The sequence below is a fragment of the Bacillus sp. FSL W8-0640 genome (assembly GCF_038007725.1).
GTDB lineage: Bacteria > Bacillota > Bacilli > Bacillales > Bacillaceae_G > Bacillus_A > Bacillus_A cereus.
The window spans coordinates 3,059,424-3,083,493 of record NZ_JBBOXT010000001.1; the positions used below are offsets into that span (position 1 = coordinate 3,059,424).

Sequence of the window (24,070 nt, forward strand, 5' to 3'; positions counted from 1 at the left end):
TTATCCCGAAAGTGCAGTTTGTAAATGATTCTGATTAAATCTTCTCATTAATTCAATTTTGTAATCTGTATAGAAATAAATTTTCAAATCAAATAAATTAGGGGTCACCATACATGCTCATTAAGTTAAAATATCATAATAGTTCCAGAACTAATTTTTTACATGTTAATCATTTTTATCGTTTTTGGTGAAGAATGTGTTTCTTAGCTTGATAGCGATGGGGTGCTCCCCCATATAAAGAAATTTTAAACCTCTTAATCTACATTTCCTTTATGTAAATATGGGAATAACGAAATTACCCCAAGGATAGCTAAACAAGCTCCAATCCATAGAGGAGATACAAAACCATATCCTTTACTGATCCCAAGACCACCTAGTGACGAACCAATAACAATACCTAGCGTAATAAAAGAACTATGAACGGTATTTATCATTATTCCATTACTAGCTGTCTTCATCACCCTCGCAACCATAGCTGGATTCAATGCTACACCAGTTAAACCAATAAAAATCGTAGAAATAACTGCAATGTATTTATTCTCTGCACTTAAAGCAAATAAAGACAACGCTATGATTAATATAATTAATCCACCCATAAGTATTTTCATTGTAAATTTATCAGCGAACTTGCCAATTATTATATTCCCAATTACTGTCGCGCTACCATAGAGAGCAAGTAAATATGGAATACTTGCACTTGAAAACCCTGTAACATTTGTAAAGATAGGAGTGAAATAACTAAATGCTGCAAACGTACCACCAATAATGAACATACTTGTTACGTACGCTGCCCAAAGATGAATATTCTTAAATCGCAGAAGTTCATCTTTCCAATTTAATTGCTCTTTATTTGAAGAGGATGGTAACAACCGTTGAATCATAATTGCTGATACTAGCACAAGAACAGAAACAGCCCCAAAACTAATACGCCAGCCAAAATATTGCGAAATAACGGTTGTTATAGGTAAACCTAATACAGTTGCGAACATTAAACCTGCAAGTACAATTGATGCAGCTTTTCCCCTTGAATCAGAGTGAACCAATGTCGCAGAAAAGGAAATCGCAACTCCAAAAGCTGAAGCTGAAGCAATACCAGTTATAATACGTGAAATCATCATAATATCATAGTTCCAAGCAATAGCTCCGAGCGATTGACCAATTAAAAATATGAACATTAAAAACAATAATGCTTGTTTGCTGCGCATTCGTAAGAGGATTGCAGTTAAAATGGGGCCTCCTATTACCATTGCTCCTGCATAAGCTGAAATTAAATACCCAATGGATGATACAGAAACCTGGAATGCAAGAGCAAGTTCATTCATCATACCTGCAACCATAAATTCTGATGTAGTCATACAAAAGATTGCTAAAGCTAATAAATAAATAATCGATGGCATAAAAACACTCCTTATTCATTATTGTAATGATCGGTACAAAAATAGTGCGAAAAAGGGCGCACTAAGCGCCACAAATAGACTCTACTGTTCCTTTGATAACTTGTTCAGACAACATCCGATTTTGCATCGATACATTAAGAACACGGAATCCGTAATAACTGCTTAAAAGCAGACTAGCTAATTCCTCAGCGGATTGCTCCTTTGAAATTTCACCTGTTTGCAATCCTTCCTCCATCACTGTTTCAATAGCTTGTTTAAGAAGTTCAACATGCTTCGAGAAAATTTCTTGTACCATTAAATCGTTTTTAGCACGTTCTATACTGGCATTAATCAATAAACATCCTTTTTGATCCATATTCTCAAAGTCTTCTTTCAATGCCCATTCAAAAAATTTACTTAATCGTTCTTTAACTGGAATTGGAGTATGTAACAATTTCTTTTGTTCCCTAATCCCAATTTCATGGTAGCGTTCTAATACTTGTTTATACAGTTCATGTTTACTACCGAAAGTATTGTATAAACTTCCTTTTCCAAGTCCTGTATCACTGCATAAATCTTGTGTAGAACATCCTTCATATCCTCTTAACCAAAATGTTTTCATTGCAACATCTACAATTGAGGAATAATCAAACTCTCGAGGTCTGCCGCGTTTATTCAATCGTATCCTCCTCTCATTTTAAAGATAACATGAATAGAATACTCCTTTCTGTACCACGCGGTCAATAATTTTGTTTTAATGTTACTGTAAAATAAAATTGGATTATTTTAGATTATGAATAATTAAAAATAGCCCCCTTATTCAAATTGCCTAGCGAAAAAATCACGTTTTAATAGACTTCTTTATCATCCCTACCTTTCTATAAATTACTAGTTATGAAGCGAGGATCGTTTCATAACTAGTAATTTACTTAATTAGCTTGCTGGTTATGGAGTAAGTGACCCTATAAACAAAACCCTCCAGAGACATCTATAATCTGCCCTGTTACCCAGCGGCTATCAGAAGAAGCAAGGAATGCTACTACATCTGCAATATCTTCAACTTGCCCTATTCGTCCGAACACAGATGAATTCGTAGCAAAATTTCGTATTTCTGAATTATCTAGCAATTTCGCATTCATATCTGTCTTCGTATATCCAGGCATAATTGTATTCACTGTTATACCTCGTTCTCCAAGATGTTTAGCTAGAGGAAGTGTCATCGTATTTAGTGCACCTTTACTTAAACCGTATGCAATGGACCCTGTAAAACCAAGTCTTACTTCCGCTGATGAAATGTTAATAACGCGCCCTTCTACTCGTAGTAACGGTAATGTTTGCTGAATTAAAAAGAATGGCGCCTTAATATTTACGGCCATAATTTCATCAAAAACTTCTTCTGTTGTATTTTCAATCGTCCCTTGTGTACCTATCCCTGCATTGTTTACTAAAATATCAATCTCTGATGTACCAACTCTTATTTGTAATTCATTCTTCAATTGTTCTACTATTTTTTTGACACCATCCATTAAATTGAGATCAGCTTCAATTAAGAATGCCTTTCCTCCATTAGATTCAATCTCACTAATTGTTTCGTCTGCAGCTATTTTATTTCGGCCGTAGTGAATCGCAACTAATGCACCGTCGTTTGCCAATCTCATCGCAATCGCACGACCAATGCCGCGACTTGCCCCTGTTACTAATGCTACTTTCCCATCAAGATTCTTCATTTTTTCCATCCTTCCTAAATTCCCTTTTGATAAACCCTATACTTATATTTTCATGCAAATACTAATCATTTTAAATATAGATTTATAGGTAATTTAGTTCGTTCACTTATGATATTATAGTTATAATTTGCAATTCACTTTAGAAAACATAACAAGGAGGCTACACAATGCAAAACGCTGTAAAATTGGATGAAATCGATCATAAAATTATGAACCTGTTATATGAAAATGCGAGAATTTCTGTTTCAGAAATAGGACGAATTATATCCATGACGCAACCTGCTGTAAAAGAACGTATTAACAAGCTTGAAGATCAAGGAGTTATAGCGGCTTATCGAACGAAATTTGAGCCTGCAAAAATTAATAAAAACATTCAAGCATTCATCATGTTTAAAACGAGCCAATGCTCTGATTTTATTCAATTTTGTAATGCCGCTCCTGAAGTAACAGATTTATACCGAATTAGCGGGGAATTTAATTATATGATGAAGGTCATGAGCGATTCGATGGATTCTCTCGCTACATTTTTAGACTCTTTAATGCAATTTGGATTATCGTCTCCTTTAATTGTTTTAAAGAGTGAGTTTGAGGAGAAATTGTCGTTCTAATAAAGGGATACGTATTATCCCCGGCTAACAGTAAAAGTTTTTCCTTTATGAGAAAAGCCAATGAAATCAATGATTAGTAAACAAAAAAAGAACATTGATATTTCAATGTTCTTTTTTATATCTCTACTTATGAATTAGATCTCTATTCGAAAAAAGCACCTTAATCCCCTTACCCTTGATTCCTCTGCGCCTCTCTAAACTCCTCCTTCACCTTCTCTAACAACCCTTCTTCCGTAATTAATCGATACGCTGTATTTGCTAATGCTTTTGCCGATGTAATTAATGCTTTATCTCCAAGTTCTGAACGTGCTGCTTCTCTAAATTCATTCGTATGTGCAATTAAATCATCTGGTCCGATTTTAATGTACGGATGAATTGTCGGTACGACTTGACTTACGTTTCCTGCGTCGGTTGAACCAATCCCTACTCTTTCTTTACGATTTACATCTTCACCTAATAGTTCTAGTTCTTCCGCTACGATATCGTTATATGTTTTTGTTACGAGTAATTCATCGATTTCATTTTGAAATTGATGGATTTTTACTTTTGCACCTGTTGCTAATGCTGCTCCCTGTGCAATGTTTCTTACTTTTTCTGTTACTTCCGCGCATCTTTTTCTCGTTGCTGCACGGATGAAGAATCTTGCTGCGGCATAGTCAGGAATAATATTAGGTGCTTTTCCGCCCTCTGTAATGACACCATGAATTCTCACGTCTGACGGGAGTTGTTGGCGAAGTGCGTTAATACCGTTATAGAGCTGAATAACCGCATCTAATGCGTTAATCCCTTCTTCTGGCGAAGCTGCAGCGTGAGCTGTTTTTCCGTAAAAATGAAAATCAAGTGGATCGACTGCTAGTGAAGGACTCGTTGTCGCTGTCTTTCCGCTCGGATGAATCATAAGCGCCGCATCAATGTCTTTAAATAAACCTGCCTTTACATAACTTGATTTCGCGCTACCATTTGGCCCGCCTTCTTCTGCTGGCGTACCAAACACGACAACTTCCCCGCCAATTTCTTCAAGCGTTTCTGATAATGCGATTGCTGCTGCAACGCTAATTGTGCCAATTAAATTGTGACCACACGCATGACCTAGTCCTGGTAAAGCGTCGTACTCCGCTAAAAATGCGATTGCAGGTCCTTGTTTTCCAGAGCTTTTTCGCGCGATAAATCCCGTTTCATGTCCAGCTATATTGTGCTGCAACTGAAATCCTGCACTGCCTAGCAATAAACTTAACGTTCTAGATGCATAAAACTCTTGGTTACCAATTTCCGGATTCGCATGAATATCATGACTTGTTTCTATGTACTTTTCCTTATTTCTTTCGATACTCTCTTCAATTGTTTTTCTTTGTGACGCTACTCCTGTCGCTCCCATTTTTCTTCCTCCTTTTATTTTCACATAAAAAAGCCTCTTTCTAAAAGATAGAAAGAGGCTTCTGTATATACAGTCAAAATGAGCTTCTTTCTTATCTTTCAAGTTACCTTGCTGGAATTGGCACAGTATTCATAACGAATCCGCTGCCGAGGTATCATAGGGCCAGTCCCTCCACCTCTCGTGATAAGAATTTTCATAAAATTATATTAAATTATTTTTTATTCTAAGTTCATTCCAAGTAAAAGTCAAGGAATTCCTATCCGAATTTACCGAATATCTAAAAATCCTTTTAATACACCAATTGTCTCAGGTGCTTGCAGTCTTGCACATACGTACGGAAATTCCGTACTACCTTCAAACATCATTTGAGATGTAAGCGGTGCGCCTGCCCAGAAGATTTCATCATCAATTACTAAGAATGGGAATGCTTTATTTTGTCTTTGTAACTTTACATTTTTCAGTGGAACTGGTCCATCACTATAAACTGTTATTTGCGCATTTGTACGCATTAACGCTTGCCATACTCGCTTATCCACTTGTTTTGTACTTGGAAGTGAAATAATAATTTTTCGTTTTGAGGCTAAAATATCTTTTAATACCCCTTTCGTTTCCTCAAGATTCATTTCCATAAACCAGCGTAAACGTTTCGAAATTTTCCGTTCCCACAATTGTCTTGATGTCGTGCGATCATACACATCTCCGTGACGTTCTATATGAGCTGTTAATTGTGATAACGCTTGTTTTCTCGAAAGGTTTTTACGCATATAATGGCAATCTGATAATTGAATGAACTTCCCTCTCGCCCTTGTCACTGCTACATTGACGAGGCGATGGTTTTTGTGATCAAAGAATAATACGCCAGGTCGTTCTTGCGGATAACTGTCAACCGTATCAAAGATCATCATATCTCTTTCAGAACCTTGGAACTTATGAACTGTCGCCGCTAAAACTGGTATGTTTTGATATTTCGTTCTCTGCAACATTTCTCTAATACACGTCGCTAAAAAGCGTGACTGCGCCCTGTAAGGTGTCACAATACCAATTGATTGCACACCATCTAACAATCCGATTAACATCATTTGCATTGCTACTAAACCAGACATAATGTTAAAACGTGAACCAGAAGCAGCATCTTTTAACGAAAAAGCTCCCATTTGGCTCGTATCAAATAAAACACTCGCCTCATTTGCGAACGGTTGTAGTTTCGCAAGTTCCTTACGTTCTGAAACAGACGGATGATCGTATACTCTATTTTTATAAATAAACGAATTCGTAAACTTCGATATATCCGCATGCATACGTCTTTGTTCCTGCAACATAAATAGGTTTGGGTGTGCTTCTGATTTATTAACAGACTCAACAATCCCAACATGGTAAAATATATCTTCCCCAAGCCATTTGCGAACGAGTTCATGATTTGCCATCGCAATTGGAGGTAACTGTAAAAAGTCACCGCAAACGACGATACGTTTTCCAAGTGAAGCAGCTAATGCAATTTGCGGAACATATGCCATACTTACTTCATCTACAACAACTAAATCAAATGTACGCTCATAAATAAGTGAATCAATGGCACATTTTGATAAAGTTGCGCCGATTACTTTTGCATTTTCAATATATTCTTTTTCTACTTCTTTAATTTTAGCCTTTTGCTTTCGAAGATCACTTTCAATCTCTTGTATACGCTTCTTATCAGCAGATGTTGCTTTATACGATAAGATTTTTTCACGAAGATCTTGTCGTGTCTCTTCTAAATAGAGTCTTTCCTCACCCCAAGATCCGTTCGTCGTTTCAACTAACTTCGACGCAAGTAACGTTTCATGATTTCGTATATGTTCATGTTGACTATAACCGTAACGAACAATTTCACCAGGCGTCCATTTCTTTTTCTTCTCAATTTGCTTCGTTACTTCACTCATTAATACGTCTACTGCCGCATTACTATGAGCTAACACAAGTACCGATTTTCCTTTTTGATAATGAGCCGAAATAATACGTGATAAATTGTAAGACTTCCCTGTTCCCGGCGGTCCCCATACGTACGTTGTCGGATTATAAAACGAACGATATGCCAGTTCATTTTTTGGATTTTTCATCTTCTCAATATGTTTCGGACTGCTCGTCCCATCAACAAGACGCTTTATACGATTACGTTTCAGCTTATCTTTACGTGCTTCTTTCAACCTCTCTTGTAGTTGCTCTAAAAGTTGCCACGGTTCACTATATAAAACAGCTTCTCGTATTTCACCTTGTATATAATCATTTAATTTCAGTTCTATTTCTAATCCATGTACAGACAATACTTCTCCTGTCGCTTCCTCACCATCAAACTCAATTCGAATGGGTGAACCTTCAGGTAAGCTTACTTCCGAAATAAGCTGAAATACGTATACTGTACTTTCATAATCTGTATATAAAAAACGACCATTCATGATAGAAATTTTACTACCACCTATCGTTTTCCAATGTTTAATTTCATATGCTAATGCATAATGCCACTCTTTCATCGTTTCCGATAATGAAGGAGTTTGAGTAGTTGTATTCATCGTATAATCTCCTTCCTTCTCCCCAAACATACTTTCTCACTATACCATATAACACGCTAAAATTTGTAAGGTTTTTATCTTGCTTATTTTCTTAATTTTCAATAATATATTGTATATAATTTTCAGAAAGAAGGAATCTACATGCCAGTTAGAAGAATTGAACACGTAGGACTTATGGTTGCAAACTTAGAAACATCTATTTCATTTTATGAAAAAGTAGTCGGCTTACAGCTCATGAAACGTATGGGTCATCCGAATCCAGACTTAAAACTCGCTTTTTTAGGTGTGGAAGAATCAAAAGAAACGATACTAGAACTCATTGAAGGCTACAACTCTTCTCTTCCGGCAGAAGGAAAAGTACATCACATTTGCTTTAAAGTGGATTCATTAGGGGATGAGATCGAAAGACTGAAGAAACACGCAGTAACCTTTTTACTAGGAGAAGAAATCGAAACATTACCAGATGGAACACGTTACATATTCTTCGCTGGTCCTGATGGAGAATGGATTGAGTTTTTTGAGACGGAGAGATAAAGTAAGACTTTAGGATAGAAAAGGAGCCGGAATTCCGGCCCTTGTTTTTAACGAAACATATTTTATTATAGGAATAAAAAGAAATGGGATATCCTCTCCTATTTCTTTTCTTAGTGTTATAAAAATCTTTCTAATAACTCTAACTTGCACAATGCTTCCCGTTAATATAATAGGCTGATTCTGTGAAAACTGTAAATACAACCTCTACTTCTGGAAGTCCAAAATCCATTACATATGTAGTAATGGCCTTGGCAAATCGATCACGAATTTCCTGTCCACGCTCGAACCATTTCACTTCAATAAGAGGAAACGCCTCTATTTCTTCTCCATTGAATACAAACGTAGAACTTGGTAGTTCCAAGGTGAAATTATCCGTACCACACTCACAGATATCTGCGAGTTCTTCTACTAATGGCTTGCTTATGCTTTTTAATTGTTCAGTAGTAATTCCACGAAACACAACATGCGGCATGTTATTCCCTCCGTTACATAGCTTTATATTTCCTCATATCATAACACAATTTATTTTGCTGCACTAACATCTATTCGTACATTTCAATGACATTCTTAAGAATGATCATATGTTATTGAAGCTAATATAATCAGGAGTTAAGGAAAAGCAGACTGATAGAATTAAAGGTGAAGAGGTAATACTTGACCTCAATTCTAATCGTCATATAATCAATGCCATGCACAAAATGACTCATCAAAAAGTATTATCTCATGAAAAGCAAGGATTTATTAAAATGACTCCAGAAAACATCGAAGCAATACGTTGAGTAATTGATGAAAATAATAGTGGAACCTTACAACATAAAGAATAGTACCTCAAGATTTTGATTGGTTGGTATGAAGGCGATTTTTCCCTTATCGTTTTATGATATGCTAACAACATTTGATAAAATACGGTATCTATAGACAGTCAAACACCTTTAAAGATACCTCGTCCAGTTCTTGCTGTTGCAAGATAAACAGCATATAATCAGTTAACCACCCACATTAGTAACGAAAACATAAAGAAAAGGCATTCCAAATATGAAACACCTTCTTTCGTTTTATAAAACCATCCAACACGCTGAACTTTTCAATTTAATATAATGACTCGTTTAACTAAAGAAATTGATTACGTGCATAACGCTCTTCTCACTTTTCTTGCAAAATTTAGTGGATCATCAACGTCTTCGATATTAACGTAAATTAAATTTGGAACATCACATAACCACTCATTGTGTATAGACGAAACGATTATTCCTTGTTTAATAATTGTCGCCACAAATTCAGTGACTTCTTTTTGTAAGAGTGCTACTCGGCCTAGGCATAATGCCCGTCCAGTTTTATTGTCTCGTGATTCGAATGAAAAGGAAGTTGTTACTCTAAAACGTTTTCCCAAGATTGTTGCTCGTATTTCATCTCGGTTTATTGTTGCCACGCATTTCCCACCGGCGAATCCTTCTTGACCGCCAATGATTCTTGCAAACTGTTGACAAATTGATTCCTCATTAACCGCCATACCTTTAATCATTCCTCCTTTTACTATTAGATTATGAATTCATACATAGGTCTGAAACGGCAATGAATCTAATCTATTATAAAAAAATGATGGCGATCTACCGAAAGCTATTAACTCAATTATTCTTAATCGTATGAATTGTTATCAGAGTTTAAATGGTGCAGAATTTTTATTTTATGCTTAATGGGCATCGGAGACTGAAAGCAAAACTCAGCTATTATATGGTAAAACATTTTTAAAGAGCATAAAAAAGACACCCTAAGGTGTCATCCTCCGACTTGAGAATCGTATCTATGTATGGAGAAATTTATAAAAAAACTAATACAAATGAAAAGTTTCTAACTATAATCTATAGAGCACTTATTCCATGAATTATTTTCAGGAAGAAGAATTTCAGTTACATTATTTTCTGAACAGTCTCGTTAAAGCCATCCCAAGAAATCCAACACCCATTCCTATTAGCCATCCAGTTTGGGCATTACCTAACATAGATCCCACTCCTCCACCAAGAAACATACAGCCAACGAATACTAATCCTCCAATTCCCCAATTCGGCCGTTCCATAATTCAATCACATCCTTTCAATAAAATATATGCGATTAGCTAACTCAACTTTCTTCCTTAAGATAGTTCATTACTTTGCTTAGGTTTAGCACATCAGGGAATTCATAAGATGCGAAGCTTGAGTCATTTATATAGATTGTAGAAATACGGGTATCAATCGTTATTAAAAATAACTGACGCATTTTAAACATCATCGATTTTATCATTTTGGACAACCTATTCTGTTAAATTGATATACATGCGAAAAAACTATCAAAATAAAACCCCAGAAATCCAAAGGTCTCTGGGGCTCCATTATATATTTAGCTCTTTTTGCTTTTTGTTTTGTTTATGTCTATACAGCAATTTTCGGCTTATTAGAGAAATCACTAATAAGGTCAGAATTAATAAGATAAGTTGCATAAATGATAAATCAAAATATTTAGCACCTGTAACGATTAAAAGTGTAGAAATCGTGCCTTTTACAACGAAAAAAATAATAACCCATAATCCGCCTTTTTTCCAGTTCATTTTATATTACCCTTTCCTACGTTTAAATTCTTAAAATATTTAATGATAGTTCTTAAATGTGACAACTTAATAGAAATCTATTATATTAACAAAAAATTCATGTCTAATTAAATGCAATGAATCTATATTAAGTGAAAATGATATTCATTGTCAATTTTATTGACTATTTGAATACTTATTATTTCTTTCTACTTTGTTTCTTATAAGCAATACGCTCTTGTATTCAAACAAAAACACCTCCATTGCATTTGCACACTTAGTATGCGAATGCAAGAGGTGTTTTTTCATATACCATCAGGTAAGATTTCCTGCTTTGTTTATTTCTTGATACGTAGCTATTTTTTAATACACAATAACTGGATCATACGTGTTCAAACTATCATATACAGTTTTTGCAACATTAGGAAGAAGGTTCACACACCCACCTGATCCTCCTGTTAAATAAGCATTATTTCCCCAGTCTTTGCGCCAGCCGGCATCGTGGAATCCTTGACCACTATTTGTGAATGGAACCCAGTAATCCACTTTAACCGCATAATCAGCTTTTCCTACTGCGTTACCTCTTAGCGTATATGGTGTTCGTTTATATAGGACGTACCACACACCTGGTGATGTATCTTCACCAGTACTATGTTTACCAGTTACTACATTTGTTGTAACAACTAATTTTCCATCTTTGTAAATCCAAATTTGTTGCTCTGCAATTGAAACTTCTGCATACGTGTCTCCGATGCCATTATTCGATGTTGTTTTATAACCGATACCTTCCTTCTCCCAACCATTCCCGTGAATATTAGAAGCAGAAAGCGATTTTTCGCCTTTCTCAAAGGCTTGTTGAACTTGTTTAGTTTCTTTTTCAACATCTAGTGCCCAGCCGTATCCTTCTCCTTTTACTGATATGACTGAACCGGAATGAGTTTTAAATGAGAAATCTTTATTTAATGTTGATTTGGCATTATTAATTTCAGTAATTTTCTTCTTAATGTCACTCGCATCAATTGTAACTTTCATATCCTTTGACATAGAGGCATTTTGAATTAAATCTTTCGCTTTTAAAGGATAAACTTCATCCTGCACTTTATACTCAACAGACTGCCCAAGAAGATTCTGTAGTGCTTTCTCCTCTTTTTTGACAATCGGATCGTCTTCTTTAATAGGTTTTATGTATGCAGACTTCAGATGAATTTCGCTTTTATATTTTTGCTTATCATAATCTTTCAGTAGACTAGTAACATCATACTGTTTTCCTTCAACACTTTTCGAAATAACAATTTTCCCTTGTTCTAGCTTCGCCATAGCATCTTGAGGCGCTTTTAATTTCTCATTCATAGAGATGAGCTTTTCTTCTACAAGTTTTTTCATCGTTTCACTACGATACTGATCTGCCTTCTCTGGTAGCAATGAATAATTTTCTCCCTTTGAGGAAGGGAAAAATGTCCACTGGTTTTTTAATAGTTTCTTAACTTGAGGCAAATCTTTTTCCGTAAGTTCCGTTTTTGTATCTTTTTCATCTAAAATTTGTTGTTGATCAACATAGACTTTGTTTGCTAGTCCAGATGTCTTTAATTTCTGTATTGCCTGATCAGCGCTCAGACCACCAACTTTTGTGTCATTAATTGTAACATTCGAATTGAAGTGAGTTGCCTGATAATAACTCATTCCCCCAATAAGAAGTGCAATTACACCAATACCCGCTGCAATAAACTTCCAATTTGTATAACGTTTTTTTGATCTTACTCGTTTTTGATCAATTTCTTCAACTGATTCATTTGTTGTATTGTTGTTCATCAATCTTTCCCCCGTATGCATTAACGTCAAACGATTTTCAACTAAAATCATAAACTAGTGTACCTTATTTTTCCTAAAATTTCATTATTTCCGACCACATTTTATCGCAATTTAATGATTAAATTTAGATTTTTCAATAGTACGATGCATTGCACAGCCCTTTACAAGTTATAAAATGAAATTTCAATCAACCGTTATACCAAGGAAATTAACTACATCTTCTTTGGAAAACTTTTTCTCTTTACGCAAATACGAATTATATTATCCATTTTATGAACATCACCTCCTAATTTTGTCAAAAAAATAAACGATAGTCCTTCTATCTAAAATGTAGAAGGACTATCGTTTTTTCAGTTAGAGTATTTGTATAATCGTTTAAGTTTTTATTTCCTGAAGGTCAAACTTGATGAAGATGATGAAATTTCATCTCATAGCCTTTAAATGAAAACATTATGTTTTTTATGGCAACCAAGTTTATTTTCTTAGCTTGATGTCCCCCACATATCCAGCAGCCTAAGATGAAGTAAGAGTCTGTTCAACTAGATTTTTTCTAATATTTTTAGGAGCATCTTATTTCGCCTCGTCATATTTCACTAATTGAATTTAAAACACATCCGTATGCTATTTAGTAAAATTTACGATTCGAGACGTAATTATTGCAGTAATCAAGATAATACTAGCGGTTATCAAGCCAGATTCTCCAATCCAAATCTCAGTTTGATACCCTGTACTTGCACGTGTGAAAGGTCCTTGAATAATGGCATTCCAAGTAGCATGGATGATAACCGAAGGCCAAATGCTGCCTGTGATAAGTCGTAAATAAGCTATAATATAACCGAATGGTACAATACAAAGATAGATACCAAGTACTGAAAGAACGACAGATGGTCCCGCTACATATAGACCAGCAATAACTATTGGAACATGCCACGTTGCCCAAATCAATCCACTAATAAGGATGGGCCGTGAAAACTCTGCATCGACTAGCCTTGTGAGCATATAACCTCGCCAACCCATTTCTTCTCCCAAAGCTGGGATTAAGCCAAGCAAACTTCCGAAAATGCCGCTCAATACTACTAGATAAATGAAGCTGAATGGTGCCGTTACATACTGAAGCCCAAGCATATTGTAGATCGGTTCTAAAATAAACATACCAACTTCGGGATACTGAAACCCCGCAATTCCGCTCAACCAGGCGATAGAATAAGTAATTCCACAAATAATCATAGGGATTAGCAGAGCAAAACCAATCCCTTTCCATATCTTTAAGTTACCGAGACTAAAAGATACATCTTTAAACCCTTCTTTCAGTATTATGCGAGTCAAAATAGAAGATAATGCTGGGGTAAACATATATACCACAATAAGTGGCATACTTTTCGTAATTATTACTACTACATTTAGGATAATTGAAGTAATGATTAAGATACTCAGAAAAAGTTGAAGTCCTATTTTAGCACGTTGGATTTTATCTTTATTGTGGAACGATTTTGCGTGTAATATCATTTTAATCCGCCCTTCCCCTATAATTCACTTGTTTATCGAATATACTTCTTGTCATTTCCACAGACACAACTTAGAATAAAAATATTTTTGTATACAAATTCATTCATCTTTAAAATCCCTCCCCAATTTATAATCTAGTCTTACTTACGACTCATCAATGTAATTATTATTTATAAGTTGTCATAGCGGATAGTACAAAAGTGTAATGATTAGTCTATGACCTGTGTCAATTAACCTTATGACAATATGTAACTAGAAAATATGATATGGGATAGATAACAATTGAATTAAGGCAATTGATTCGTGCAAGTACAATGAATCAATCTTGCTTTTACAAATAATTCAATTGAGGTGAAAAAAATGAATAAGAAAAGAATAATTGCAATGGTTAGTACAGCTTTATTAGTCACAGGATGTGTAGAAGTAGGAAAGGCTCAAACAGTAGCAGTCGAAAATTCAGATCAATCAATACAAAAAAATATAGTTAAATCAATACAATCACAGGCTTACCCATTAAAAACGATAGAGCCGTCAAAATCATTTGAGGATTTAAAACCACTTAAGAAAATGATTGGGAGCGCACAATATGTAGGATTAGGAGAGACTACTCATGGAAGCTCTGAAATTTTCACTATGAAGTTTCGGCTTGTGAAATATTTGGTTACTGAGATGGGTTTTACAAATTTCACAATAGAAGAAGATTGGGGTAACGGCTTAAAACTAAATGAATATATCCAAACAGGAAAAGGAAACCCTAGAGAATTTTTAAACTTGTTATATCCTACTGATGAAATTATAGCCATGATTGAGTGGATGAAAGATTATAATGCTGATCCATCCAATAAAAAAAAGATCCAATTTATTGGGCTCGACTTAAAGGAGTTGGACCAAGGCTGCTTTAATAAAGTAATTGATTATGTAAGGCTGCATCGACCAGATTTGCTGGCAGAAGTAGAAGAAAATTATAAAGAATTATCGGCTTTTAATGGAGGTTTACAGGAATATATGGACCTTGCTCCTGAAATAAAGGAAAAGTTCAAAGCAAACGCTGAGAGAGTAGCCCAATTACTAAAAGATGAGAATGGGCAAACCAACACAGAAATAGCTTCACCCGAATACATCTGGGCCAAAGCAACGGCAAGTGCAATAGAGAAATATACAACAATGCTAATTCCTAACGACTATCCAAGTATGTTAAAGCTACATGAGCAATACTTGGCCGATCATGTAATGTGGGCACAAGAGACATTGGGTGGTAAAACGATGGTATGGGGACACAATGTTCATATAGCTAAAGGAATTTTCGATGAGGAATTATACCCTTATGTTGCCGGGCATAATTTGAAGGAACGTTTAGACAATAATTATGTCACAATTGGCAGTACAACTACGGAGGGGAATTTCACCTTATACAACGACACCGGAGATAAGATTATAACAGATCCGATTCCACAAAATGTAAATAGTTTCAATTATACCCTTGGAAAAGTACCATATAAAATGTTTTTATTGGATAACCGTCACCTTAAAGGACCGGCAGAAAAATGGGTTAAAACAAAAAGACCATTACTAAGTATAGGGGCACGACTCTTACCGAACCAATTGGCATACTTTGATACGTCATTGCTTGAGCAATTTGATATTATTTTTCATATTCGAAAAACAAGTCCATCTCATATTAAATAAAAGTACAAAACAATCCCGTTCTTGCAGATGCAAGAACGGGATTGTTTTATGGTGATTCATATAAGCATCTTTTTTAACCAGAAGTAGGTTACTCTCCCCTTTTTATCATCATTTAAAAATGTCATATGACACTTTTACACTAGTGAGAATGACAAAAAAAGCAGTACAATTCGGTTATTACATAGATAGGAGCGAGAACTTTATGAAATCAAGATTCATCCAGAATGGTTATTTTTTATTACTAACTTTCGTTACAGGGTTGTTTTATTTTTGTTTTTATCTAATAGCTCTGCTATTCAGTTTCACCCTTTCATTTACGGTAATTGGGATTCCACTAGTTATACGCGTACTACAGACTACGACACCTTTTATCCAATTCGAGCGCATACAGACGAAAATTTATACAGATATTTCGACCGACACTTATGATAGAAGTATAAAAATGGATACATCAAACTGGGCTCAGGTGAAATTAGTGCTTACAGATTGTCGTACTTGGTCTGCTGTCTTTTGGTTAATGCAGAAATTTGTGATTGGCATTTTTAGTATCATTTGTGCAACCATTTTTTATGTAATGCCACTTATGTTCCTGTTGGCACCACTACTGTATCGCTACATTGAAATGAATATTATTTTCATACAGATAGATACTTTTGCCAAGTCACTCTTTGTAATGTTTATGGGTATAGTATTTACCGCCATAAGTATTAGAATAGTAGAACGTTTGACAAAGAAAATTGGGGGCTATACCCGTAGCATGATTCGGCAACTAAATCGATAGAAGTTTGCCTTCTGTGAGAAAATTGTAGTGTAAAATTAAAAAGTATAACAATGTATGAAGGATTAATTCATAATATAGGAAGTAAAATGGTAGGCTACTTAGGGGGGAATAACTTGTTAGATATGGTTAAGTCTTGGTTTTGGTACGATTGGATTATGTTAGGAGTCCGTATACTTATTAGTGTCTCTATCGTCGTAATCACATTAGATTTTCAGGATTTTTTAACATTTTCATTTTGGATTGTTATTTTTTGGGAGATTGTTGCCTTCTCGATTCCATGGGTAGCCTTACTGTTCAATTACAAATATTACTTGTTCACAGAAATACTGCTATATGGTGGACTATGTATATATTTAACCTCTTTATTTCCTGAAGCTAACAAGGCATTTCTTATATCGGTTTTTCTGATTGCTGCGAATAGTAAGCATTTGTCCTATTATTGGACAGCTCCAACAACAGTTTTTATAACAACTGGAATTCTCCATGCGGTTGCACCAAGTAATAGCTATTGGATTTTGGTTACCTACTATGGACTTGCTTATGTAATGGGATTCGCTTTCCATTTACTAATCGTCAATCATAAGCAAAATGAAGCGATTCGTAAACAAAACGCGGTACTTGAGCAATATATGTCTCAAATTGAACGCATTACACTGGCAGAAGAACGGAACAGACTGTCGAATGAGCTTCATGATACAGTTGGTCACGCTTATACTTCTATTATTATGGGGATGGAAACGTTGCGTACCGAACTTGCTACTGAAATGGGTATACAGAGGCTAGATTCTCTGCTTGAAATGGGACGTAAAAGCATCGAGGACGTGAGAGGTTACCTACATCAAATGGATTCTCCATGTCAATCTCCTTCCTTGATTCAATCTCTACAAAATCTTGGAGCCGAATTTCAGGAGCACGCTCAGGTTAATGTAAGTTTTCGAGCATACGGAGAGGAATATGAATTGTCTCGGCAAGCAAAGATAGCGTTCATTCGTTGCTTACAAGAGTCCCTTACGAATGCAGTACGCCATGGTCAGGGAACTGAAATTATAGTTTCATTGCAGTTTGAACAACAATATACGAGATTAGAAGTTCAAGATAATGGAAAAGGAAATGTAGAATGGCAGGAAGGCTTCGGTATGAATGCGATGAAAGAACGAGCAATGAACTTGCAAGGTCAATTGTCTGTATATACAAAGCCAGAGGAAGGAATGCTTGTTACTTGTACCATACCGCGACAAACTGAAATAAAAGATGGACTTATTCGTTTGTTAATTGTAGACGATCAGCCATTTGTCCGGGAAAGTTTGAGGACACTACTCGATAGATATGAAGATTTAAATGTAGTCGGTTTAGCTGAAGATGGCAATGAAGCCATCGATTTGTGTGGGCGCCTTCAACCCCATGTTATACTTATGGATTTAGATATGCAGCACATGGATGGAGTCGAAGCAACAAAAAAAATCAAACAACAATGGCCACATATCCGCGTATTAATTTTCACAACGTTTCAGGATACCGAACAGGCGTTGGAATCACTTCGCAACGGTGCGGATGGCTTTTTACTTAAATCTATTGAAACGTTGGAGCTAGCTAATACGATCCGACTTATTCACAAAGGTGGAACACTGATTGATCAGGGAATGTCTCACAAAATATTTGAGAAGTTCGATGAGCAAAAAGAGACACCACAATCAAAAGCAGCCGCTTATGAGCTAACAGCTAGGGAGATAGAAATATTGCAGCTAGTAGCAAAGGGACTTCGATACACTACCATAGCATCAAGGTTATATTTATCGAATGGTACGGTCAGAAATTATGCTTCCACAGCTTATACAAAGCTAGGAGTCCGTAACAAAGAAGAAGCTGTTCAAAGGGCTCTAGAAATTGGAATTATTGAATAAAAAAGTGTTTTTTTGTTTCTTTACAGCAAGATGAAATGTAGTTACAAAATACATAGAGGATAAACTTATGAATTTAATTGGATATCATTTTTTATAGGTAAATTTCTTGAAAAATTTAACCCTGTTTAAAAAATTTAAATAGCGTTGCTACATATTGAATGTAGCAACGCTGTTATTTTCTATATTAGAAATTAGACATCTTTATTATTGCTATAGGGAAGGCTGTTTCAGGTCTTTTCACATGAAGATTCCTCTAAGCCAAATGCCCCCTCCCTAATACACTTGTTGCCTCTGAAAATAACTATTTAAAAATATGGTTGCTAATTTCATTTCAATCTTCCTTGCACCCAAGTGGCAATATTATTTATAACATACTCTGGGATATTAGCAGGCTATAATATTCATTCGATTGACTTAATTCTCCATCTCCTTCTGTAAAGAAGTGATTTCACTTTCGATACAGTCGATAATTAATGTTATCTCTCTCTTAATTGTTCTTTCCAAAAAGGATTATCTATCATTCTTTATGAATAACATCATTACATTGATCTTTTTTTCGAGAGTACAATTCCTTTATATAATTGAACTGTAATCAAGTAATAAATCGAGTAAATTACTACAAAAATAACAAGTGGTAAACCAAATACGAGAGTACAGATTGAGTAAAATAGGACTAAACATGTTCATACCAAATAATATATGAGTAATCCCGACAATTACTGGGAATAAAAATATGAAGTATAACTCTTTATAGATTGACTTTGTTAATAATTCTCGGCGGACAACAATTTTACGAAACGTTTGATAACGTGCCACATCTTTTGATGCTCCCGACAGAACTTTAAACATTAAGCAACTTGCCATCGTTGCTAAAAATGCAACTCCAACGAAGAACCCCATAAACATTAGTCCGCTAGCAAAATCATGACTCACAATATTGTGACGAAAAACCGGGAAAATAATAATAACTAGTTACTATTATTATTTATTTGTCACTTTTAAAGCATCTAACACTATCTTGGTTGCTTCTGCAATAAGCTTATCATCGTATTTAGCATCCTCTTTATCATGATTAGAAAGTATCGCAAGAACAATTGGTTTTTTATTTGGTGGCCAAATAATTGCGATATCATTTCTGGTTCCATAAGATCCCGAGCCAGTCTTATCAGCTACTTCCCATCCTCCTGGAACTCCGGCACGAATTAAGTTGTCTCCGGTAGTATTCCTTTTCATCCAATCTATTAATAAATCCCGTTTCTCAGTTGAAAGTACATCTCCTAGCGTAAAAGCCTGAAGACTAGTAGCTAATGCCTTTGGGGTACTAGTATCACGTACGTCTCCTGGAGGCACTTCGTTTAATTCTGGTTCAAAACGTTCAGGATTTGTAACGGTGTCTCCTACTTCTCTTAGTGATTTTTTGAATTCACTAGGTCCACCTAATTGTTTAAGAATAAGATTTTGTGCAGTATTATCACTATATCGAAGAGAAGCATCTGCAAGCTCTTTCAGGGTCATACCACTATCAACATACTTTTCTGTAATTGGATTGTAATTAACAAGATCTTCACGGGTATACAAAACTCTTTGATTTAGATCTTCTATTGATTTCTTTTGTAAAAGTACTCCCACAGCTAAAGCTTTGTGGGTAGATGCGTATGCAAACCGTTCATCTGATTGATAAGTAACGGTTTGATTCGTATCAGTGTCCAATGCATAAATACCGAGTTTAGCATCAAATTCTTTTTCAAGTTTAACAAAAGAATCATTACCAGTAATTTCTTGTTTGATTTGATTTGTTTGTTTCGTTTGTTTAGGTAATTCAGATTGAGTATTACCATCGGAACAGCCTATAAGCGTTGCACATGAAAGAAATACTACAGGTACCATCTTTTTGTAATGTAAAATGTTAAAAAACTTGTTTAAGACTATCATACATTTTCAACCTCTTTCAAGAATATATGTTTTTTTAGGTGTTATACATATCGATACAATTAAAGAGTGTATCGGATATCACTCTCTTGCATCTCACTTTTCATAAAATGAGTGAACTATCATGAACCCCTGTTTTATACGTATACTTAATAGACAACCTAAATAACAAGTTTGTTCCATTTTTATCAGTAGTCGTATCTAGAAACCTAAAAAAGTCCATTTAGAAAATCTAAATGGACTTTTTCACTCATATAATCCTATCTATAGTTAAACGAATAAGATTAAATAAATTTAATTTTTCTTATTTTATCTAATAAACTGTTTAGGCATTTCTTTAACGTGCTTATCGTCATCACGCCAATCATAGGTTTCTTTCTGTGAAACATCTAAAGTTTGATCTCCAATTCTAACAATATTCTTATTTACCCATTCAATATATGGATCTGTATCTGGATAGTTCCAATATATATTTTTCTCTGAATCTGTATCAAGGTTAACTAATTCACCCCTAACAGCATCCGCACTTAATGATCCTGCATTATGAAAATAAGTCTTGATGAGATATTTTCCATCTGGAGATTTCACTGTTCGAATTAATTCCCCTTTTGGAACACCTTGCAAACTAAAAAGTTTCCAATATCCAAATCCAATTATAATTACTAACATAGTAAGTATAGTTAGTAATACTTTTCTTTTCGTTTTTTTAATTTCACCTTTTGTATTTATAATACTCATTCAACTCCATTCCACAGAACGCATACCATATTATACCATTAAATAAATGGTATAATATATCAAAAATAAAAATCCTCCCGTAATAGTATTATAAAAAGGGCATGTGATGGTCTCCCTATTTATAAAGTGAAACTTTAATCACCCTCACCAATCTGGCTGCCCGTTAATGCGGGATAATCATGAAAATTCCCCTTTAAGAAAAATATAAAAAATCAGACAGTATACTTGAATTGCTCTTCGCAAGAGAATATACTAATAAAGCAGGCTATGACGTTCCTTCCTTCTAACTTCTTTGGCGAAATAGGGATGTTACTTTCCTGCTAAACACATAGGCTATGACAATTCTTCCTTCTTTGTAGAAATTTCAAATTGTTTTAGAGTTGTCAATTCCCTATGAAAAATAATTAGACTATAAAACCTCTTTCTTCTTTAGGATTGAATAAACTTTAGTTTATCAACCATTGATGTAGAGGTTTTCTTTTCTTAATTAACAAATTACCACTTAACAACTAAATGTTATACCCCTAATTTTTCACTAAAAAATAGCTATGTACCCTCTGTGCATTTTTCTACAATTAGTGTGTTTATACATATAAAAATAAAAATCTACCACTGAAAGGAGGACAGTCAGACTATTCCCCTCTTTTATAAGGCGTGAATAGCTGGCGTTCTCATGAAAAATTCTATTTACATAAGAAGAAGTTTGAAAGTAATTATAAAAAGAGAAGAAAATAAACTACCGAACATTTATTTAGCCACTGTTTTAAAAAACTTGGAAAGTTTAGGATTTACTTTTTCCGAGCCTTTAATAGAAGAGTTGCAAACCCTTTCGGTTGATGCATTCACATCGTTTTACAAAGAGTTGGTAAAACATTTAAAAGAAATGGTTGGAGCACATATTCAGTTTACTCCTATGTATCCAAACTTTCCGCAACAAATGATGGATTTAAGTGACGCTGATTTATACATTAATGCCATTATTCATTATGTGGCGTTGCGCCTACCTGTATCAAAAGTAGAAGAACGACTCCCTCTTTTAGATAGAGTTGATTTGAAAGTTATTGACTTAGGAAGTGAAGAAGATTTCAATCAAATGATTTCTCAATTGATTAGTGCAAACAGCTCTATTTCCTCAACTGATAAGACGGATGTAGAATGGGCTATTACACACACTGAAGATGTTTCCTGTTTTCTACCTAATGTAATTCCTCATAAGGAAAATATGTCTTTTATAATTGGGGTTTTATTAATAAACAGAAAAATATCAGCCGATGCTGCTGCAAAGTATTTTAAAACAGCAACTGATGTTCTTCGCCTTGCAGTTGCTTTATCTGAAGGCGATGTGAGTTTAGCATCCTCCGTCCGATTCAAGAAGTTTAACCGAGCAGAAAGACGCTTCCTTTTAGGTTTGTTAGAGCAATGCGGAAACATTACCGAAGATATGCTTCGATACAAAAAACGTTGGATTCGTTTAGGTGAAATTCTTCATCCAGCAGAATATCATACTCGTTTCCCAAAAACCCACCGAGCATTTGAGATTCTTCGCAACAACATTAAAGTTGAAACATTTAATGGGAAAATAGAAGCAGCTTTGTTGAATCGTGATATCATGACAGCGAAAAATCTTTTAAAAACTCGCCCAGGGGAATTTGCCAGACGCTTGGATCATTTAATCCGTTTATGTAGTGATAAGTCAACAGATGTTTTCAATATTCTCGAAGATTTTCTAAGTATAATAGGAAACGTTTCTACTCCTGTATTACTTCAACTCACGGCTCATTTTAAGCATCGAAATGATAAAAATGAATTTCGTACCTTTTTTCCAAAGGGAAATGTAGCAAAAGCTATAGGTATTGAAAATACACTTCCATTTATCTCAGAGGATATTTGTTTAATGATTGTAAAAATGTGTGAAGATACTTTAAAAAATCGCTTCGCAGAACTTCCAAGTCTCGGAAAAGTATTTTTGGATGAACAGTTAAAAAATCACTTAGTTCCCTTCTCTCAACGTTCAGCCAGCAAAGCGCTTCGCACATTATCTCGAGGAAGTAAAGTAGATTTGCCAGAAGGAGATACGATTCGTTTTTTCCTATGGTGGAAAGAAGGCTATGTGAATGGACAACATACAGGACGTGTTGACATTGATTTATCTGCTGCAATGTACGACGAAGATTGGCAATACAAAGAACATGTATCCTTCACGAACTTACGTTCAAAAAATTTCAAAGCCTACCATAGCGGAGATATTACTTCTGCACCAAAGGGGGCATCTGAATTCATTGATTTCGATATTCCGTCTGTGCTGAAATATGGTGCACGCTATGTAGTAATGACTTTGCTTTCTTACACAGACCAACCGTATAAAGATTTACCAGAATGCTTTACTGGTTGGATGGTTCGTCAATATCCTGGTTCAGGTGAAATATTTGAACCTTCTACTGTTCAAGATAAAGTGGATATTACTGCCGACACCCAAATCTCTATTCCAGTTATTTTAGACTTAAAGGAACGAAAATTGATTTGGACAGATTTGTCTCTTACGAGAGATCTAACTTATGATAATACCATCGAGGCTAATCAAAAAGGTATGATACTAGTTGGGAAGGCTTTAACTAATTTAGTTAAACCGAATTTATATGACTTGTTCCGATTACATATTGAAGCTAGAGGTGAACTCGTTCAAGACATCGAAGAAGCAGAAAGCATTTTTTCTTTGGATAAAGGGATTACTCCTTTCGATATTGAAAAAATAATATCTGATTTTATAGCTGACTCAAAAGGCTAACTACATTACAAACATTGATAATGCGTGGAAAATATCGATGTATAATGTCTATGTGAAACAGGACCTGATAGATGCATATCAGGTCCTGTTTTTTATTTAGTAGATACTAAATAGTCCGGTTAATCACTATTCATCTAAATACACTATACTAATAAAGTGAAATTTATTCGAAAGAAGTTCATTAGTTAATATGTATCTAATTAAGA

The 24,070-nt window shown here is 35.0% G+C and carries 19 protein-coding genes, 3 pseudogenes and 1 riboswitch; of the genes and pseudogenes, 7 read left to right on the plus strand and 15 right to left on the minus strand.

Annotation, left to right across the window (positions count from 1 at the left end; genetic code table 11):
• Window positions 1-254: 254 nt before the first annotated feature.
• The 3 genes from N2V80_RS15830 to N2V80_RS15840 form a co-directional block, all read right to left on the minus strand.
• Entirely contained in the window at window positions 255-1,397 is a 1,143-nt protein-coding gene (locus tag N2V80_RS15830; protein WP_001139233.1) for an MFS transporter, read from the minus strand.
• A 61-nt stretch (window positions 1,398-1,458) separates the two neighbouring features.
• A complete protein-coding gene (locus tag N2V80_RS15835) occupies window positions 1,459-2,055 on the minus strand; it encodes a TetR/AcrR family transcriptional regulator (protein ID WP_061654902.1) in 597 nt (198 codons plus the stop codon).
• A 283-nt stretch (window positions 2,056-2,338) separates the two neighbouring features.
• Window positions 2,339-3,103 (minus strand): SDR family oxidoreductase, encoded by a 765-nt coding sequence (locus tag N2V80_RS15840; protein ID WP_033667410.1) that lies wholly within the window; start codon window positions 3,101-3,103, stop codon window positions 2,339-2,341.
• Between the two features lie 167 nt (window positions 3,104-3,270).
• Between N2V80_RS15840 and N2V80_RS15845 the strand changes: the two genes are divergently transcribed.
• Window positions 3,271-3,711, plus strand: a complete 441-nt coding sequence (locus N2V80_RS15845; RefSeq protein WP_001178562.1) for an Lrp/AsnC family transcriptional regulator — start codon at window positions 3,271-3,273, stop codon at window positions 3,709-3,711.
• A 169-nt stretch (window positions 3,712-3,880) separates the two neighbouring features.
• Here the strand turns inward: N2V80_RS15845 and N2V80_RS15850 are convergent, their stop codons facing one another.
• Together N2V80_RS15850 and N2V80_RS15855 are read right to left on the minus strand one after the other, a co-directional pair.
• A complete protein-coding gene (locus tag N2V80_RS15850; RefSeq protein ID WP_061654903.1) occupies window positions 3,881-5,086 on the minus strand; it encodes a M20 family metallopeptidase in 1,206 nt (401 codons plus the stop codon).
• A gap of 88 nt (window positions 5,087-5,174) precedes the next feature.
• Window positions 5,175-5,276: riboswitch (SAM riboswitch) on the minus strand.
• Window positions 5,277-5,352: 76 nt separating this feature from the next.
• Window positions 5,353-7,662 carry an AAA domain-containing protein gene (locus N2V80_RS15855; protein WP_061654904.1) on the minus strand — a complete coding sequence of 770 codons (2,310 nt, stop codon included), beginning with the start codon at window positions 7,660-7,662 and terminating at the stop codon, window positions 5,353-5,355.
• 111 nt (window positions 7,663-7,773) lie between these two features.
• On the opposite strand from N2V80_RS15855, the gene N2V80_RS15860 reads away from it, so the two are divergent.
• Window positions 7,774-8,166, plus strand: coding sequence for a VOC family protein (locus N2V80_RS15860; protein WP_061654905.1), 393 nt, complete (start codon window positions 7,774-7,776; stop codon window positions 8,164-8,166).
• Window positions 8,167-8,305: 139 nt separating this feature from the next.
• Here the strand turns inward: N2V80_RS15860 and N2V80_RS15865 are convergent, their stop codons facing one another.
• On the minus strand, window positions 8,306-8,638 hold the full coding sequence (locus N2V80_RS15865; protein WP_001120970.1) for a DUF1904 family protein: 333 nt from the start codon (window positions 8,636-8,638) through the stop codon (window positions 8,306-8,308).
• Window positions 8,639-8,768: 130 nt separating this feature from the next.
• On the opposite strand from N2V80_RS15865, the pseudogene N2V80_RS15870 reads away from it, so the two are divergent.
• Window positions 8,769-8,987: pseudogene (locus tag N2V80_RS15870) on the plus strand (DUF6241 domain-containing protein); the annotation flags it as partial.
• A gap of 302 nt (window positions 8,988-9,289) precedes the next feature.
• Here N2V80_RS15870 and N2V80_RS15875 read toward each other — a convergent pair.
• The 5 genes from N2V80_RS15875 to N2V80_RS15895 form a co-directional block, all read right to left on the minus strand.
• Window positions 9,290-9,676 (minus strand): DUF1259 domain-containing protein, encoded by a 387-nt coding sequence (locus tag N2V80_RS15875; RefSeq protein WP_061139512.1) that lies wholly within the window; start codon window positions 9,674-9,676, stop codon window positions 9,290-9,292.
• 402 nt (window positions 9,677-10,078) lie between these two features.
• The gene (locus tag N2V80_RS15880; protein ID WP_170950840.1) at window positions 10,079-10,240 is read right to left on the minus strand and encodes a hypothetical protein; all 162 of its coding nucleotides are present in this window, start codon (window positions 10,238-10,240) and stop codon (window positions 10,079-10,081) included.
• Between the two features lie 294 nt (window positions 10,241-10,534).
• Window positions 10,535-10,750 carry a hypothetical protein gene (locus tag N2V80_RS15885; RefSeq protein ID WP_001104104.1) on the minus strand — a complete coding sequence of 72 codons (216 nt, stop codon included), beginning with the start codon at window positions 10,748-10,750 and terminating at the stop codon, window positions 10,535-10,537.
• A 342-nt stretch (window positions 10,751-11,092) separates the two neighbouring features.
• Window positions 11,093-12,538, minus strand: coding sequence for a L,D-transpeptidase family protein (locus N2V80_RS15890; RefSeq protein WP_001064057.1), 1,446 nt, complete (start codon window positions 12,536-12,538; stop codon window positions 11,093-11,095).
• A gap of 621 nt (window positions 12,539-13,159) precedes the next feature.
• Entirely contained in the window at window positions 13,160-14,044 is an 885-nt protein-coding gene (locus N2V80_RS15895) for a CPBP family intramembrane glutamic endopeptidase (protein ID WP_000600468.1), read from the minus strand.
• Window positions 14,045-14,404: 360 nt separating this feature from the next.
• Here N2V80_RS15895 and N2V80_RS15900 point away from each other — a divergent pair, with 360 nt between their 5' ends.
• The 3 genes from N2V80_RS15900 to N2V80_RS15910 all read left to right on the plus strand — a co-directional run bounded on the left by N2V80_RS15900 (window position 14,405) and on the right by N2V80_RS15910 (window position 18,412).
• Window positions 14,405-15,730, plus strand: coding sequence for an erythromycin esterase family protein (locus tag N2V80_RS15900; protein WP_061654906.1), 1,326 nt, complete (start codon window positions 14,405-14,407; stop codon window positions 15,728-15,730).
• Window positions 15,731-15,932: 202 nt separating this feature from the next.
• On the plus strand, window positions 15,933-16,511 hold the full coding sequence (locus tag N2V80_RS15905) for a sensor domain-containing protein (protein WP_000842201.1): 579 nt from the start codon (window positions 15,933-15,935) through the stop codon (window positions 16,509-16,511).
• Window positions 16,512-16,624: 113 nt separating this feature from the next.
• Entirely contained in the window at window positions 16,625-18,412 is a 1,788-nt protein-coding gene (locus N2V80_RS15910) for a helix-turn-helix transcriptional regulator (RefSeq protein WP_061654907.1), read from the plus strand.
• A gap of 326 nt (window positions 18,413-18,738) precedes the next feature.
• Here N2V80_RS15910 and N2V80_RS15915 read toward each other — a convergent pair.
• The 4 genes and pseudogenes from N2V80_RS15915 to N2V80_RS15930 form a co-directional block, all read right to left on the minus strand.
• Window positions 18,739-18,930: pseudogene (locus N2V80_RS15915) on the minus strand (alpha/beta hydrolase); the annotation flags it as partial.
• Window positions 18,931-18,951: 21 nt separating this feature from the next.
• Window positions 18,952-19,348, minus strand: a pseudogene (locus tag N2V80_RS15920) (ABC transporter permease); the annotation flags it as partial.
• Window positions 19,349-19,393: 45 nt separating this feature from the next.
• Complete coding sequence (bla, locus tag N2V80_RS15925) at window positions 19,394-20,344, minus strand: class A beta-lactamase (RefSeq protein ID WP_000636458.1); 951 nt, start codon at window positions 20,342-20,344, stop codon at window positions 19,394-19,396.
• Between the two features lie 306 nt (window positions 20,345-20,650).
• On the minus strand, window positions 20,651-21,079 hold the full coding sequence (locus N2V80_RS15930) for a DUF5412 domain-containing protein (RefSeq protein ID WP_000022542.1): 429 nt from the start codon (window positions 21,077-21,079) through the stop codon (window positions 20,651-20,653).
• 673 nt (window positions 21,080-21,752) lie between these two features.
• Between N2V80_RS15930 and N2V80_RS15935 the strand changes: the two genes are divergently transcribed.
• Window positions 21,753-23,864 carry a TerD family protein gene (locus tag N2V80_RS15935; protein ID WP_061654909.1) on the plus strand — a complete coding sequence of 704 codons (2,112 nt, stop codon included), beginning with the start codon at window positions 21,753-21,755 and terminating at the stop codon, window positions 23,862-23,864.
• The last annotated feature ends 206 nt before the right edge of the window (window positions 23,865-24,070 follow it).